The sequence below is a fragment of the Kordia sp. genome, assembly GCF_965283645.1.
In the GTDB taxonomy this organism is placed as follows: Bacteria; Bacteroidota; Bacteroidia; order Flavobacteriales; family Flavobacteriaceae; genus Kordia.
On record NZ_CBDIPG010000001.1, the window covers coordinates 2,517,619 to 2,532,851 of the forward strand.

Sequence of the window (15,233 nt, forward strand, 5' to 3'; positions counted from 1 at the left end):
TTTGATTTTCAGTTATTTACTTTCATTTTCTTTATTCATATAAAGAATACTGAATCAGGTTCAGCACAGGCTTCAACAAAAGAAAGCGCGCTTTTCCAGAGGTATTTTTAGTCTTTCTTTTTGTGAAAAACTAAAACCGTACGAATTTTTCTAAATTTTCTCCAAGATTTCAAAAATTTTTAACGAAAAATCCCTGCTATACTGCGGAAAAGAGGAAAACCGCTATTAATTTTTATATCGAACTCAGGTTACTAGTGTCTATCTCTCTGGAGGACATCCATATGCTCTGCATGTAAATGTTTCGTGGCATGTATCAGTTACACATCCACATGATCCATGACCTGTTCCGCCACCAGTTATTTTTAGATTTAAATTAGAAACAGGCTGTCTGTTGAGTTTTAAATTTTTAAGATTTTGTTTTTTCAAAATGTAAGAGTTTAAGATTAATAATGGCACAATACTATTAGAATAATTACCATTTACAAAAGGAATATCGTGGCAATTTATAAATACTAACCTATAATTTCCTTGCCTTTATGTGTTCTGATTGCATCCTGTTTTTTCAAAATTTTATACACGTTTACAGTAACATTTCAGTACTTCTCGAAAGTTAATTGCTGGTTTGCAAGACACTTTCGAACAGAAACAAAAGCTAGTTGCAGGTCTGCGAAACACTACTGTAAGTTCTCGAAAGCTTGCCGCATTGTTATGAGAAGATTTCGATTATATGTGGTTAGTCAGTCTTCAAGTATTTGAACGAAATGAACAACAACTTCCTAGTGAGCGTGAAAAAGAGATTTTAATGTCTTTATTTCAAAAAATAATTACTGAAGTTATAGAAGAAGCCACCATTCGTATTGTTGTAATACTGTCTGGTGAAGTGTTCGAAATTTTCTTTTACCGTAAAGAAGCGGATATGCAAACTATTGGCGGATGTATTTTTGATATGAAAGATCGATTGGAAGATAGAGAAGATCGGTTTATACAATTTAGCGGAACAAAAGATCCTGATTGGGAAAAAGTTTCAGACATTTATAATCATATTTTCAAGAACTAACTACAAGTAGCCAAAATAAAAGTTAGCAAACAGCATGCAATTGTGTATTCAATTTTTGCAATTACATTACAAAATGACGCCTAAAGAATGAAACTTACAAAGCATTTCATCTCAGATTTATAACCATTTACAGAAAATCCAATTGCATAAGTGTTTGGTTTGTGTTACTTTTATTGATATTGTAGTATTTTTATGATAGAATTACTAACATACACATGTGTTGGCAACCATAAAACAAACCTGAATTTCAAAATCCATTTTCAACGATACCGTATGCATGTCTCTGATTACATTATAGCAGCTCTTATTCTTTTGGGAGCCTTGATTTTGTTGATGAGTGCTGGGTATACAAAAAAAATATTCGACATTCTTCCAAATAGCGAGTTAAAAAGTAATTGGAAAAAGTTGCGGCTATTAATGTTGATATTCTTTGTTGGATATTTGTCGGTAGCTGTTGTTGTTATTTTAGGAAAAACAGAATTACTTGCGTTTCTTTCGGGTGTTATCTTTTTTATGGGATCATTGTTTGTTTTTATGGTGGTTCGTACAGGATTGGATAGTTTTCGAAAATTAAAAGAACTCAATCAAAACTTGGACGACACAGAATTAAAAAATAAAGAACTTGAACAATTTGCCTACATTACTTCTCACGATTTAAAAGCGCCGCTACGAGGAATATCTAGTTTGGCATCTTTTATTAAAGAAGATCTCGAAGCTGGCGAAACAGCCGAAGTATATAGTCATTTATCTACGTTACAAGGACGTGTAAAACGAGTAGAAAATTTGATCAATGGTATTTTGCATTATTCAAAAATTGGGAAAATTATGCCCGAATCCGTTGATTTGAATGCCATGGTACGTGCAGATTTTAAAAATTACCAAAACTCAGGAAATATTCAATTGAACACTAAAGGGAAACTTCCTGTACTTGTTGGAGATAAAATACAGTTGTCGCAAGTAGTTTCAAATATAATTAGCAATGCCATAAAACACAATGACAAAGAAGTGTGCGAAGTTTCAATTTCTAGTGTAGAAACACCTAATTTTTATAACATAATATTTGAAGATAATGGACCTGGTATCGCTCCTAAATACCAGCAAAAAATCTTTGAAGTATTTCAAACATTGAACGGAAAAGACACTTTTGAGAGCACAGGATTGGGACTTGCCATTGTAAAAAAGATTATTGAAAAACATGAAGGAAAAATTAAAGTAGAATCTGACGGTATATTGGGCACTACATTTATTGTTTCGTATCCGAAAGTATTGGAACGGTAGAAGTTATTTATTTTTCTTCTTTGTTATTCCTGCGCAGGCAAGAATCTACTCGATTCTAACAACTTTATTAACTAGAAAATTTTCTTAATTCTACTTTATTTTTAACTTTTTAAACACCAATTATGTGGATTACTTAAAAAGATACTGTCTGAAAATTTAAAGATAAAGACAGAAAAAACAAGAAAACATACTATTCAGCACATTTAACGACCATGCTCAATTTCAAGAAGATTTTGACAAGCTTGATGAAAAGTATTATGCAGATACAGGCGAAATTAAGCCACATTTAAAAAATATCCAATCGACTTACAATAGGATAAGATATATTGAATCTAAGCAAAAAAAAGATCTAAATCGAACGATAAGTTTTAAAACTTGGAGTGACTTGGTAGTGTATCTTTTCCATTTTTAAGTTAATAATTAATTACATACTAATCTAAAGGAGTGATTTTGAGGTACGAAAAATTGTATCGAGAACTTGTGTAGGATAAAAATTTTATTTTCGATACAAATTTTACTCATTTTCAATCGTAAAATGCACAACGGGTTAATAACTGTTACAAAATATATTGCCGGGTTATTTGAAAAAGTACTTTACGAGGTTGCAGTAGCAATTATGTCAGAATTTGAAAACGGTACCAAACTGCGTATATAGCCAATTGCTAGGTTCTTGCCTACTTACGAAAATCCTCGCGGACTTTCTATTCGGTTTTTATTTACTAAACCATAAAATTCTTCGCATATAATACACGTTCAAAAAACAACCAACCTGCCAAAATCACTCTACAAAAAATAGAACTCCATCACCAGGCAACCAACGTTCATAGGTGTATTCTTTTATTACTTTTTGGTTGTCAGCAGGTTTAAAAACTAAGAAATACACGGGTTTTACGCTTTCCCACCATTTTTCTTTATCTTCCGAAAAGAAATTCCACGTGACATATTCTACGCCACCATTGATATGATTTTTGGGAATTCCTGAATCCAAAGCTTCTTGTATTGCTTTCCAACGCACCCGATTCCAAGATAAATGATCATGTACAGCACACACAGAAAACAACGTAAATAATCCGATGCAACCATACGCTATATATTGATAGATTTTTTTCGGAACTTTCACAGATGCATTTGTGCCTAACAAAATAATCGAGATTGGAAATAAAGGCAATAAATAACGATCGTACACACCAACAATCAAAAATGGTGTTAAGTACACCACTGAAAATACAAATGCTAAGACAACCAATGGATAAACGGTTGTTTTTTTGAAAACCGCTACCGCCAATCTTTTACTATGAAATACCAAAGTTACACTTGAAAATACACCAATTATTGTTATAATTTGCCAAAATAGTTTCGGTGCTCTAGGATCGGGACTTGTGGTAAAGTTTCCTGCATGATGCGCCAACGTAGTTGGACCAACGCCGAAATCTATCCAAATGTTATCCAAACTTGGAATTTGTTTTCCTAATTTTAATAGAAATGTTGCAACCAATACCGTCCAAATAATAGCTAAAATTTTATAGCCTTTAAATTTGTAGCGACTGAAATATATCAAATGAATCGGTAGTAGTAAAAACCCTAAATACGACATTGATCGACAGAAATACGAAATTGAATTGATAATGATTACTTTATCAAGATGTAGAATATTGTCAATCATCAAATTGAATTTCGAATTGTAACGATCTTGTAACAAATCATTCGTTTCCATGATATACGAGAAAACCATCGAAAACACAAGCAACGCCAACAAAGGTGTAATTGCTTTGATGAAATTGGAACGCGTTCGTTTTTTCGCCAACAACATCGTAATTAAATATACAATTGGAAAAACCCATGCCAGTTGACGAATTGTAAATGCCCAATAACAAAAGAATATTCCCCAAATAATTGGTTTCCATGTATCCGTTTGTAATGCTTTCGCGAAGAAATAAAAAGCCCAAATGGTTACGAAATAAAATGGCACATCGGTCATAAACGAAAACGACAAAGACAAAAATATCGGATTCATCATACATAACAACACACTAACCAAGGTTACCCAACGTGAAATGTTGGCAAGTTTACAGAGTTCATAAATTCCGATAAGCGTTCCAAATGCCATAACTAAGGTTGACCAACGCAAAACGGTAAAGGAAAATCCAAAGATTTTGGTAAAGAAATAGCCCCAATATACATGTCCTACTAAAGTCATTTCGCCCCAATTGTAGAGTTTTAAATAACCATCTTCCAGTAATGTTTTGACAGATTTTCCATAACACCAATCGTCATTCAATGGGAAATCGCCAATTGGATTAATGATTAAAATGATCAATAACCACAAGATTAATAATCCGAAATGGTCTTGGTATTTTTTGAGAAATGATATCATTTTTTGTAATAACTAAAATAAGATTCAATATGTTTTTTCGCGAAAGCGTTACCTGCTTCGCTCCAATGTCCATCACAGGATAAAAACAACGCTTCATATTCAGCTTCTGTAAAGTCATTCGTTTTTGGCAATAAATCTAAATATTCCACATTAATACTGTCACAAACTGCTTGCAATTGTTTTGCCAACGGATTTTTCCCGTGTTCGCGATACGCTTTGATTTCTTTTTCGATAGGAATACTGTATACCATCACAGTACGATCGCCTGCCAAACGCTTAATTTCTTCTATGCAATATTGCATTTGATTAAATTGTTGTGGTGTAAAATTGAAATAACTTGGTATTCTAGATGCATCAAATAATGTATCATTAGGAATCGTTTTTATATGTTGCATCACTTTTAAATAGCGATACATGTTGTAAGAATGCGTGAAATTTTTTAGCACTTTATATACAAAATTTGGTTGAAACGGGCGTGCTTTCGACTTCTCAATACGGTCTGCATAATATACCGTTTCATAATTTGGATAAGTACCTGTTAAGAATGGTTTATACCGATTTCCGCCAACTTTTAAACCAATTTCATAATCGTCATCAATAAAGTCGTTCGATGGCAAAATACCAATCAACACGGCTTCATGACTGTATGTACTTGCCATACTTTTGTATAGCGTCATATATTGGATTGGCCCAAAATTTCCCGCCAATCCAAAATTCAAATGTGGATTATTCGTTTCTTTTTCTAGTAAATTGGTCAACCGATCTTCCATATGAACACCAATACCTTCCGTAAACGAATCGCCCAAAGCAACGACACGTTTGGTGGTTGTGTTTTCTTTGCGTTCTACATCACGAAATCCTTTCGAATTGGATTCATACACCACATCAAAGCAATATTTTTTCTGTCGATATTCATCATTGGGCAAGTGTAACGTACCAAAATCTTCATTCAAATCATACCAAAAGCCAAACGTATTTTGAAACGTATACGTTGGTAATTCAATTTTAATTTCCGCAGTTCTGATATAAATTGCCAAAATGACTTCAAGCAAAATAAAGGTAATCCCGAAAATGATAATCAGGTTTTTTAATAGTGTAAAGAGATACTTTTTTAGCAAAATAATTCTTTTGGTCGTTGGTGTGATTTCAACAAATATACAGTCTCTCTGAAAAGATTGTATATGAAATATGAAAAAATAGCCTCTATTTGGACTTACTTTCGCTCCGAATAAAATTTTATACCTAAATTTATGTATATATGTAAAAGATCAGTATCATGAAAGTCACTGCAAAACACAATGAAAGAGTCGCAAACATGAAGTTTAGCTCCGTATATCCACACTACGTTACCAAAGTGGAGAAAAAAGACAGAACCGTTGAGGAATTACACCAAGTAATGACGTGGCTCACAGGTTTTGATGAAGCCAAAATACAAGAGTTTATAGGAAATGAAGCTACGTTTGAAGAATTTTTTCAACAAGCAAAACTACATCCAAATGCACACCTAATAACAGGCGTTATTTGCGGATATCGTATTGAAGAAATTGACAATACATTAACACGACAAGTACGCTACTTGGATAAATTGATAGACGAGTTGGCAAAAGGTCGGAAAATGGAGAAAATTTTACGTAAAAAAAGTTAACTATTGCTATTATATATATTGAATATGCCTATTATTTAGACTTGCTCCAGATAGATATTATATTTTGTCAATTTAAAATGTAAATTTGAACACAAATTTTGCTATTTGATTTGTAGCTTTACAAAATTCTAGAAAAAGAACACATCATGAGTGTTACTACATTAAAAAAAATTAATAAAAAATTGCTCCCAAACAAGTATTTGTTTCCACCTGAGTGGATCATTTTGGGTGTTAATAATGTCTGTAATTTACATTGTAAAATGTGTGATGTGGGTACAAAAAGCTTAGACACAAATTTTGCGCAAAATTTAGTTGGAACACATCCAATTAATATGCCGTTACCGTTAATTGAACAAATTATTGATCAAATGGTGGAACACTATCCTACTTCAAAATTAGGATATGCATTTACAGAACCTTTGGTGTATCCACATTTGGAAGCTTCGTTAACCTATGCCGCTAAAAAAGGTATCCAAACTTCTGTAACAACAAACGCACTTACCTTACGACAAAAGGCTAAAATTGTAGCACATAGCGATATTTACATCTCGTTAGATGGACCGCAAGATATTCACAATGAAATTAGAGGACACAAAAAATCATTTCAGAAAGCGGTAGAAGGTATTGAAGCTGTTCTTGCCATCAATCCAAATGCTACGATTGGTATTTTTTGTGTTATTACAGAGTGGAATATTGGGTATTTGTTAGAGTTTTTAGATTTTTTTAAAGACTATCCGTTGCAACAAATCGGTTTTATGCATTCAAATTTTACGGAACAGCGCATTGCTGACATGCATAATGAAGTTTGGGCAAATTCGTATCCTGCAACAGCTTCTAATGTTGATGAAGTAAATATAAATAACTTTGATTTGGAAGCACTTTGGGATGAAATTGCTGCGATAAAATCTAAGCAGTGTAAATTTCCTGTGAGTTTTTCTCCTGAAATTGCATCAAAAGAAAAGCTTTACGAATTTTATCATCAACCTGAAAAAAAGATTGGTACAATGTGTAATGACGTGTTTACAAATATCATGATTAAATCTGACGGAAGTGTAATTCCCGCACATGGAAGATGTTATAATTTAGAATTAGGGAATATGTACGAAGAAAACCTAAAGCAAATCTGGAATGGGCGCGTATTGGCAAAATTCCGTTCTACACTTTCCAAAAACGGCGGTTTACTACCTGCATGCAGTCGCTGTTGTAGTGCTTTTTAGATTTAAATTGTTATAAGATATTACAAATAATGGAAAATAAAATTATCATATTCAATCCAAGAAGTGCCAATGCAAAACATCGTTTGCCAAACACCATCATTCAAGTTGGTGCGGCTATTCATGGAAAATATGACTATGTTTTTGTAGATGGAAACATGGAAAACGATCCTTGGGAAAAAATTTCTGGTTATTTCGCTACAGGCGAATACAAGTATTTCTGCCTTACAGTAATGCCCGGACCGCAATTGAAACAAGCAATTCCGTACGCGAGAAAAATAAAAGAAATGTATCCCGAAGCAATTAATATTTGGGGCGGATATTTTGCTTCAAACCAGTACAAAGTGTGTTTAAATTCTGGGTATGTTGATTATATTATTAACGGACCTGGCGATACTACTTTTCCTAAGTTATTAGCTGTTTTGGAAGGAAAAAGTGATGAAAAACTTATGTTGATTCGCAACTTAATTTTCAAAAATGAAGAAGGCAAAATTATCCAAACGGTAAAAGAAGCATTGCTCGATCAAGATACATTGCCACCATATCCATACGAATATTTTAATACGTTTTATCCGCTAGAAAATTATTTAGCAAAAACCTTTATGGGACGCAGAACGTTTGCGTATCACTCAAGTATGGGTTGTCCGTTTAGTTGTTCTTTTTGTGCAGTTGTGCCAATTTACAATGCAAAATGGAAAGCAAAAGCTGCTGGCACTATTTATAAAGATTTAAAATACTTTAAAGAGAAGTATCAAATTGATGCCGTAGAGTTTCACGATAATAACTTTTTTACATCCAGAAAACGTGTGATGGAATTTTCCAAACTCGTTATGGATGACAATATTGAATGGTGGGGCGAAGGACGCATTGATACGATAAATAAATATTCGGACGAAGAATTGCATTATATGCGAAAAGCTGGTTGCCGCATGATGTTTTTAGGTGCTGAAACTGGAAATGATGAAGTGTTGAAGCAGATGAACAAAGGTGGAACACAATCGGGTCAAATGATCAAGGATTTTGTGAAACGCATGAAAGATGTTGATATTATTCCTGAATTGTCATTTGTTTTAGGCTTGCCTGGACCTGACGAAAAGAAAGTATACGAGCAGATTTTATGGGATATTAATTTTATTCGCGAAATTAAATCGATCAATGCTGACGCAGAAATTATTATTTACTTATACAGTCCTGTACCAACGGAAGGTTCAGAGTTGTATCAGCAAATTGTAGATGCAGGATTTTCGTTTCCTTCCAAATTAGAAGAATGGATTGAACCAAGTTGGGAAAAATTCGATTTGCGAAGAAATCCGTTGACACCTTGGTTAAAACCGTATATGATTGATAAAATTCAAAATTTTGAAACTGTATTGAATGGATATTATCCAACAGCTTCCGATTTCAGAATTAAAGGATATAAAAAAGCATTATTAAAATTAGTTTCTGGATATCGCTTTAAATATGGTTGGTATAAATTTCCGTATGAAATTAAGGTTTTACACAAAATTTGGAAATACCGTCAGCCAGAAATTGAAGGTTTCTATTCTGAATAATTCATAGAAATATGGTCAAGAAACTTAAAAAACACCTATTTCCAATTGCGAAATTTTTCTTTGATAAGTACTCGCGTAAAGAACGAAAATACACGTATGAAGATATTACTGTAGACATTAGTGCTGAAATTTTTCCACCACATTTTACAATAAGTACCAAGATTTTACTAGACTATATAAAACCTTTACACTTAACAGATAAAACCTTTTTAGAACTCGGTTGTGGCTCCGGAATCATCTCGTTGTTTGCCGCTTCTAAAGGTGCAAACGTAACGGCTTCTGACATTAACCAAATTGCCATTGATACACTAAAAGAAGCTGCTGTTAAAAATGAAATTCTTTTGAATGTTGTCTATTCTGATTTGTTTAAAAATCTTTCCGATCAACAATTTGACTATATTATTATCAATCCGCCATACTATCCAAAAGCACCGCAAAACGATAAAGAACGTGCTTGGTTTTGTGGTGAAGATTTTGAATATTTTAAAAAGCTATTTTCACAACTTCCAAAACACATTGCGCCAAATACATGGATGATTTTATCGGAAGATTGTGAAATTGAACACATCAAACAGTTAGCCGCTAAAAACGGACTTTCGTTTGAATTGATTTTAGAAAAAAGTGTTTTAAAAGAGAAAAACTATATCTTTAGTCTTCAAAAATCATAACCGATTTGCAAACAACTTCGCGAAACATATTGCTCGATATTCTAAAAATTGTAGCTGCTATATTAATCATTTCGGTACATTGTGGGTTTTTATTTGACTACAATAAAATAGCGTATCATGTAACTTGTAATGGTTTATTTCGAATTCCGATTCCGTTCTTTTTTACAATTAATGGTTTCTTTTTATATACCGTTTTTCAAAATGATCGGATAAAAAATTGGATAAAACGTGTTGGAATTTTATATCTTATTTGGATGTTGATTTTTATCTACTTTTGGAGTATTCCTGTATATGAAAATCCTATCAAAATTATACCAATCGTACTTTTTGGGTTCAATCATCTTTGGTACTTGGCAGCACTTTTTCTGGGCGGATTGTTAGTTTATACCTTTCGAAAATTTTCAAATACCACTTTATTAATACTTGCAGTAGGATTATATTTAATAGGCTACACAATTCAAACACTCAGAAATATTTCTTTTTTTGAAGGAACTAGTGTTATTGACAAACTACTTAATTTTCCACCAACACATCGTAATTTTTTATTCTTTGCATTTCCCTTTTTAAGTATAGGCTATGTCATTCGCCGTTCCAATTTTCATTTGAAAACACAAAAGAAACAAGCTATTATATTTTTAGTTGTGAGCTTTTTATTGCTTGTCGCAGAAAGTTTGACAAACTACCATATAAACTCGAAAGCATCTTTTAACATGAGTCTTTCATTTTTACTTTTAGGTCCAATATTATTAATCACTGCGTTTTCATATACCATCAATTCAAGCATAAATAGTAAAGTTTTATCATCCTTTTCAATTGCTCTTTATTTAATACATCCGTTAATTATTATTTTGATTACTAGTTTTTTTAAATTAGAATCAACACCTTTAACCTTTGCAACTATTATATTGTCGGGAATTGCGAGTTATTTCCTAATTCAACTCAACAAGAAATTAAAATACATTATATAAATTATTCCATTCGTGAAAAGTAAACTTAAATACATATATATAATATTCAGAAATATACTCATCATTCTTCTTTTGTGTGAAATTGGTTTGGGCATTTTTTATAATTACGATAAAAGTAATGTTGATGAAAACACTGAACGTATTATTGCTTCTGGCGTATATGAAGGTGACGATATCGATGACGAATCTATCAAAGAAATTTTTAGAGAACTTCGTCTGCAAGATATGATATGGGAACCTTATTTGCATTATCGTTTTAAACCTATGAACGGGAAACACAATACGATTTATGAAAATGGACTCCGAAAAACAGTAAATCCAAGTTTGAAAGATTCGGCTACAGCGTTAAAAATATTCTGCTTTGGCGGTTCTACAATATTCAGTGCGGGCGCACGTGACGAACACTCAATTCCCTCAGAATTATCAAAATTGATTGCTACAAATTTTCCCAATCAAAATGTAGAAGTTACTAATTTTGGTTGCCACGGATACACGCGTGCCTCAGAGAACATTCAGCTACAGCGAGAACTCGTTAAAAATAACATTCCGGATATTGTTATATTTTATGATGGTGTAAATGAAGTGATTTCTGGACATCAAAATAATGAAGCTGGCGCACCAACAAATGCGTTTAACAGACGAAAAGAATTTAAAATTGCACATAGTTATAAGAAGCGCATTGCATTAATGGTGTATTCAAGTAATTTATACCGATTTGTAACAACCATGCAACGAAAACTCTTTACAAAATCTGCATACAAACAACTCAGTTCACGCCCAGATGCATTGGCATATGATATTGCAGAAACGTATATTGGATTGGTTAAAATTTCGAAAAGTTTTGAAAATGATTATGGTTTTAAAGTGTTCAATTTTATGCAACCAAATGTTTATTCAAAGAAAAATTTGACAACAGTAGAACAAGATTATTTTAAAAACAAACAGTATTACGAAAATTTATACAAACTGTCATATGAAACGATTCGAAAAGATTCATTAATGATCAACGATTCAACTTTTGTAGATATTAGTGACGCTTTTGACACTGCAGAAAAAACGATTTATACCGATTTTTGCCATACTGGCGAATTTGGAAATCGATTGATTGCCAACAGAATGTTTGCACATATAAAGCCATTGCTTACACCAAAAGTAACAGAAACTGTAACAATACCAGAAACCGAACAACTAACAGAAATCAATAAATAATTATATTAAAAACATGGAACAACTTTTAACCTTAGATAGTCTTTTTACCTTATTTATGCTTGTACTTTTACAAGCTGTTTTAGGATTTGACAACCTATTATATATTTCGTTAGAATCGCAAAAAGCTCCAAAAGACAAACAATCATTTGTTCGAAAAATGGGTGTTGGCTTGGCGATAATTTTAAGAATTGTATTATTATTTGTTTTAGTAAAATTGATTTCTTATTTCCAATCTCCTTTTTTCTCCATGCATAGCAATTCGTTCCTCGAATTTGATTTTAACGGACATAGCATAATTGTATTGGCTGGTGGCGTTTTTATCATTTACACAGCTATAAAAGAAATCTGGCACATGATGCTCATGAAAGAACATGCCGAAAATGAGGAAGTAAAAAGTAAAAAATCTGTCAATAGTGTTGTTACATGGATTGTAATTATGAATCTTGTATTTTCATTTGATTCTATTTTGAGCGCAATGGCATTGACAAATGAAATGGATGAAACGCCACAATTAATTTTAATGACAATTGCCGTAATATTAGGTGGATTGTTAATGATTGTGATGGCTGATAAAGTATCTAACTTTTTACAAAAGAATAAAATGTATGAAGTGCTCGGATTATTTATTCTTTTCATTGTCGGAATCATGCTGTTATCAGAAGGCGGGCATTTAGCACATCTTGAACTATTTGGAAACAAAGTAGAACCAATGAGTAAAGCAACTTTTTATTTTGTCATCATTACCTTAGTGATTATTGATATTGTACAAGGTCGTTATCAAAAGAATTTATTGGCAAAGAAAGAAATGACGGATAAAGCTACGGAAGATAAAAAGGGTTAGATTTAAATCCGCCAAATCGAGTGATATTCGACAGGAAATTGTATCGAGATTTGCTTTAAAAACTCAAGTTGTTCTCAATACAATTTTTCTTCATTTCATTTCGAAAAACTACTCGAACTGACGTGTATTGAATCTAAAATTGGAACAAGGAATTACTAAAAAGGAATTTCAGACTGTAAAAAATCGCTCAACACTTCATTCCCTTTATTATTAATATGTGGATCGTTGGCAAAATACAAACGATAATCATTTTTATCATTTGCTTGAAAAGTCTTTAAAGGATTTAATTGTGTAACATTTGTATACATTTTTAAATCCTTTTTTGCTTGCGCGAAGAATGGATAATCAGCTTGTTGTATGGTAACTTTCTCATCGAAAGTAGCACCTAAAGCTTTCAAATTGCCCATATAATAATCATTTACTTGTGCACAATGTGGAATCCAAACCAAGTACACAGGAACATCGTTTGGAATCGTTTCGAGGAAAGTCTTCATATATATTAACCAAGCGTCATATCGTTCTTTAAAAGGCTTTTTTAATAGCAATGTATTCGTAAAGTATGCTCGATCAAAGTTTAAAAAGCGTTTCGTTCGCAAATCGTAATAGTCTGGTTTAAAAATATCAGTTGCCATTGTGTACGTTCTGTTATTTACACTCGGACTAAAAACACTTGCTTTATGATTCAGATACGATACACTCATAAAATAATCGGAAGTTTCCCAATACAAATTTCGAACTAACGAAAACTTCTCTAAACTCCACAAATGATCAACATCAGTCAAATCGTTTCCAACATAAATTTGATATATAATTGCTTTTGGTTGGTGTTTTTTAATTTTTGCTTTCGCGAAGGTATTCACTTGCCGAATTCCAATACCTGGCACACTCACATTTACAATGGAAACTGTTGGATGCGCTTGTTTTATTTTTTCTATATAATTAATGTCTTTCGCTGTAGCAGAAAACGAATCGCCAAACACCAAAAAATCTACAGAAGGTTTTCCCAAGTCAGTCTCAGAATTCAAATGAGAAGTTTCTATTTTATAAAAATCAATAATAGAATTTCGATACAAAATTTCAAACAGCACAAAAGTTACCAACATGATAATGATGGTATTGATAAAAAACTTCTTTATTTTTGTCACTAATTTCATATCTAAAATCTGTGCTAAAGATAGTTTTTAAATTATGTTTTTTAATCATTTTTTATTAGTTTGAAATACGCTTCTACAACCTAGTTATCATGCAGTCATTATTTTATTAGCAAAACACAGCTGACATAATTACGGAAATAAAAAGTAAGCAGATGAAAACCAATACATTTAACTATTTTCAGTATTCTTCTCATTGTATTTGTTATCTACAGAATTAATCTTACCTTTGCAGACTCTTTTTAAGAGATAGGAATGTTTAATTATTAAAAAAAATTAGTGTGGACACATTAAGCTACAAAACAATTTCAGCGAACAAAGCGACTGCAGATAAGCAGTGGGTTTTGGTTGATGCTGAAGGACAAACGCTAGGGCGTATGGCTTCTAAGGTAGCAAAAATACTTAGAGGTAAGTACAAGCCTAGCTTTACACCACATGCTGATTGCGGAGATAATGTCGTAATTATCAATGCGGAAAAAATCAACTTAACTGGAAACAAGTGGACGGACAAATCGTATATTCGTCACACAGGATATCCAGGTGGTCAAAGATCACTAACTGCTTCGGAACTTTTTGAAAAAGATCCTGCAAAATTAGTAGAGAAATCAGTGAAAGGAATGTTACCAAAAAACAAATTAGGTAGCGCTTTATTCCGTAACCTAAAAGTTTATGTTGGTACAGAGCACGGACAAGAAGCTCAAAAACCAACAACTATTAACTTAAATGATTTAATGTAACATGGAAGTTATTCACAAAATTGGTCGTAGAAAGACGGCTGTTGCTCGTGTATATGTTACTCCAGGAACTGGAAACATTACCGTAAACAAAAAAGCGTTTGAAACGTATTTCCCAACGCCAACATTACAGTACAAAGTAAAGCAACCATTTGCTTTAACAGAAACTGTTGACACGTATGATGTAAACGTAAATGTATATGGTGGTGGAGCTACAGGACAAGCAGAAGCTGTTCGTTTAGCAATCTCAAGAGTATTATGTGAGATCGATGCTGAAAACAGATTAGCACTTAAACCAGAAGGATTACTAACAAGAGATCCAAGAATGGTTGAACGTAAGAAATTTGGACAGAAGAAAGCTCGTAAGAAATTCCAATTCTCGAAACGTTAATTTTTATTCGTTTTTTAATAAAACGTATAGTTCATTTAATATTGAAATTAAAAACATGTTGTCGTTGTTTCGCACAGCGAAAATTAGTTTAGCATCTAAATAGATAAGACCAATTACAAATTAAAATTGCTACTTACCTATTGCTAATTC

At 32.5% G+C, this 15,233-nt stretch carries 15 protein-coding genes; 11 read left to right on the plus strand and 4 right to left on the minus strand.

Annotation, left to right across the window (positions count from 1 at the left end):
- Window positions 1–258: 258 nt before the first annotated feature.
- The gene (locus ACQ654_RS11110) at window positions 259–456 is read right to left on the minus strand and encodes a hypothetical protein (RefSeq protein ID WP_430410401.1); all 198 of its coding nucleotides are present in this window, start codon (window positions 454–456) and stop codon (window positions 259–261) included.
- Between the two features lie 271 nt (window positions 457–727).
- Between ACQ654_RS11110 and ACQ654_RS11115 the strand changes: the two genes are divergently transcribed.
- Together ACQ654_RS11115 and ACQ654_RS11120 are read left to right on the plus strand one after the other, a co-directional pair.
- Complete coding sequence (locus ACQ654_RS11115) at window positions 728–1,057, plus strand: hypothetical protein (RefSeq protein ID WP_430410402.1); 330 nt, start codon at window positions 728–730, stop codon at window positions 1,055–1,057.
- A gap of 273 nt (window positions 1,058–1,330) precedes the next feature.
- The gene (locus ACQ654_RS11120) at window positions 1,331–2,335 is read left to right on the plus strand and encodes a sensor histidine kinase (RefSeq protein ID WP_430410403.1); all 1,005 of its coding nucleotides are present in this window, start codon (window positions 1,331–1,333) and stop codon (window positions 2,333–2,335) included.
- A 778-nt stretch (window positions 2,336–3,113) separates the two neighbouring features.
- Here ACQ654_RS11120 and ACQ654_RS11125 read toward each other — a convergent pair.
- Together ACQ654_RS11125 and ACQ654_RS11130 are read right to left on the minus strand one after the other, a co-directional pair.
- Complete coding sequence (locus ACQ654_RS11125) at window positions 3,114–4,709, minus strand: glycosyltransferase family 39 protein (RefSeq protein ID WP_430410404.1); 1,596 nt, start codon at window positions 4,707–4,709, stop codon at window positions 3,114–3,116.
- On the minus strand, window positions 4,706–5,827 hold the full coding sequence (locus ACQ654_RS11130; RefSeq protein ID WP_430410405.1) for a hypothetical protein: 1,122 nt from the start codon (window positions 5,825–5,827) through the stop codon (window positions 4,706–4,708). Before ACQ654_RS11130 ends, ACQ654_RS11125 begins: the two co-directional genes overlap by 4 nt.
- A 158-nt stretch (window positions 5,828–5,985) precedes the next feature.
- Here ACQ654_RS11130 and ACQ654_RS11135 point away from each other — a divergent pair, with 158 nt between their 5' ends.
- The 7 genes from ACQ654_RS11135 (at window position 5,986) to ACQ654_RS11165 (ending at window position 12,807) form a co-directional block, all read left to right on the plus strand.
- On the plus strand, window positions 5,986–6,354 hold the full coding sequence (locus ACQ654_RS11135; protein WP_430410406.1) for a DUF2200 domain-containing protein: 369 nt from the start codon (window positions 5,986–5,988) through the stop codon (window positions 6,352–6,354).
- A gap of 146 nt (window positions 6,355–6,500) precedes the next feature.
- Window positions 6,501–7,571, plus strand: a complete 1,071-nt coding sequence (locus ACQ654_RS11140; RefSeq protein WP_430410407.1) for a radical SAM protein — start codon at window positions 6,501–6,503, stop codon at window positions 7,569–7,571.
- Between the two features lie 29 nt (window positions 7,572–7,600).
- Window positions 7,601–9,121, plus strand: coding sequence for a B12-binding domain-containing radical SAM protein (locus ACQ654_RS11145; RefSeq protein ID WP_430410408.1), 1,521 nt, complete (start codon window positions 7,601–7,603; stop codon window positions 9,119–9,121).
- An 11-nt stretch (window positions 9,122–9,132) separates the two neighbouring features.
- The gene (locus ACQ654_RS11150; RefSeq protein WP_430410409.1) at window positions 9,133–9,789 is read left to right on the plus strand and encodes a methyltransferase; all 657 of its coding nucleotides are present in this window, start codon (window positions 9,133–9,135) and stop codon (window positions 9,787–9,789) included.
- A gap of 5 nt (window positions 9,790–9,794) precedes the next feature.
- Window positions 9,795–10,757, plus strand: a complete 963-nt coding sequence (locus ACQ654_RS11155) for an acyltransferase family protein (RefSeq protein WP_430410410.1) — start codon at window positions 9,795–9,797, stop codon at window positions 10,755–10,757.
- A gap of 12 nt (window positions 10,758–10,769) precedes the next feature.
- Window positions 10,770–11,966 carry a hypothetical protein gene (locus tag ACQ654_RS11160; RefSeq protein ID WP_430410411.1) on the plus strand — a complete coding sequence of 399 codons (1,197 nt, stop codon included), beginning with the start codon at window positions 10,770–10,772 and terminating at the stop codon, window positions 11,964–11,966.
- Window positions 11,967–11,979: 13 nt separating this feature from the next.
- Entirely contained in the window at window positions 11,980–12,807 is an 828-nt protein-coding gene (locus tag ACQ654_RS11165) for a TerC family protein (protein ID WP_430410412.1), read from the plus strand.
- A 155-nt stretch (window positions 12,808–12,962) separates the two neighbouring features.
- On the opposite strand, the gene ACQ654_RS11170 is transcribed toward ACQ654_RS11165, so the two are convergent.
- On the minus strand, window positions 12,963–13,961 hold the full coding sequence (locus ACQ654_RS11170) for a hypothetical protein (RefSeq protein ID WP_430410413.1): 999 nt from the start codon (window positions 13,959–13,961) through the stop codon (window positions 12,963–12,965).
- Between the two features lie 278 nt (window positions 13,962–14,239).
- Here ACQ654_RS11170 and rplM point away from each other — a divergent pair, with 278 nt between their 5' ends.
- On the plus strand, window positions 14,240–14,695 hold the full coding sequence (gene rplM, locus ACQ654_RS11175; RefSeq protein WP_430410414.1) for a 50S ribosomal protein L13: 456 nt from the start codon (window positions 14,240–14,242) through the stop codon (window positions 14,693–14,695).
- A gap of 1 nt (window position 14,696) precedes the next feature.
- On the plus strand, window positions 14,697–15,083 hold the full coding sequence (gene rpsI / locus ACQ654_RS11180; RefSeq protein WP_046756417.1) for a 30S ribosomal protein S9: 387 nt from the start codon (window positions 14,697–14,699) through the stop codon (window positions 15,081–15,083).
- Window positions 15,084–15,233: the final 150 nt, after the last annotated feature.

What these genes read in the sequence shown, in the direction of transcription:
- ACQ654_RS11115 (WP_430410402.1), top strand. Translation starts at nt 728, where the DNA reads ATGTGGTTAGTCAGTCTTCAAGTATTTGAACGAAATGAACAACAACTT.
- ACQ654_RS11120 (WP_430410403.1), top strand. Translation starts at nt 1,331, where the DNA reads ATGCATGTCTCTGATTACATTATAGCAGCTCTTATTCTTTTGGGAGCC.
- ACQ654_RS11125 (WP_430410404.1), bottom strand. Translation starts at nt 4,709, where the DNA reads ATGATATCATTTCTCAAAAAATACCAAGACCATTTCGGATTATTAATC.
- ACQ654_RS11135 (WP_430410406.1), top strand. Translation starts at nt 5,986, where the DNA reads ATGAAAGTCACTGCAAAACACAATGAAAGAGTCGCAAACATGAAGTTT.
- ACQ654_RS11140 (WP_430410407.1), top strand. Translation starts at nt 6,501, where the DNA reads ATGAGTGTTACTACATTAAAAAAAATTAATAAAAAATTGCTCCCAAAC.
- ACQ654_RS11145 (WP_430410408.1), top strand. Translation starts at nt 7,601, where the DNA reads ATGGAAAATAAAATTATCATATTCAATCCAAGAAGTGCCAATGCAAAA.
- ACQ654_RS11150 (WP_430410409.1), top strand. Translation starts at nt 9,133, where the DNA reads ATGGTCAAGAAACTTAAAAAACACCTATTTCCAATTGCGAAATTTTTC.
- ACQ654_RS11165 (WP_430410412.1), top strand. Translation starts at nt 11,980, where the DNA reads ATGGAACAACTTTTAACCTTAGATAGTCTTTTTACCTTATTTATGCTT.
- ACQ654_RS11170 (WP_430410413.1), bottom strand. Translation starts at nt 13,961, where the DNA reads ATGAAATTAGTGACAAAAATAAAGAAGTTTTTTATCAATACCATCATT.
- rpsI (WP_046756417.1), top strand. Translation starts at nt 14,697, where the DNA reads ATGGAAGTTATTCACAAAATTGGTCGTAGAAAGACGGCTGTTGCTCGT.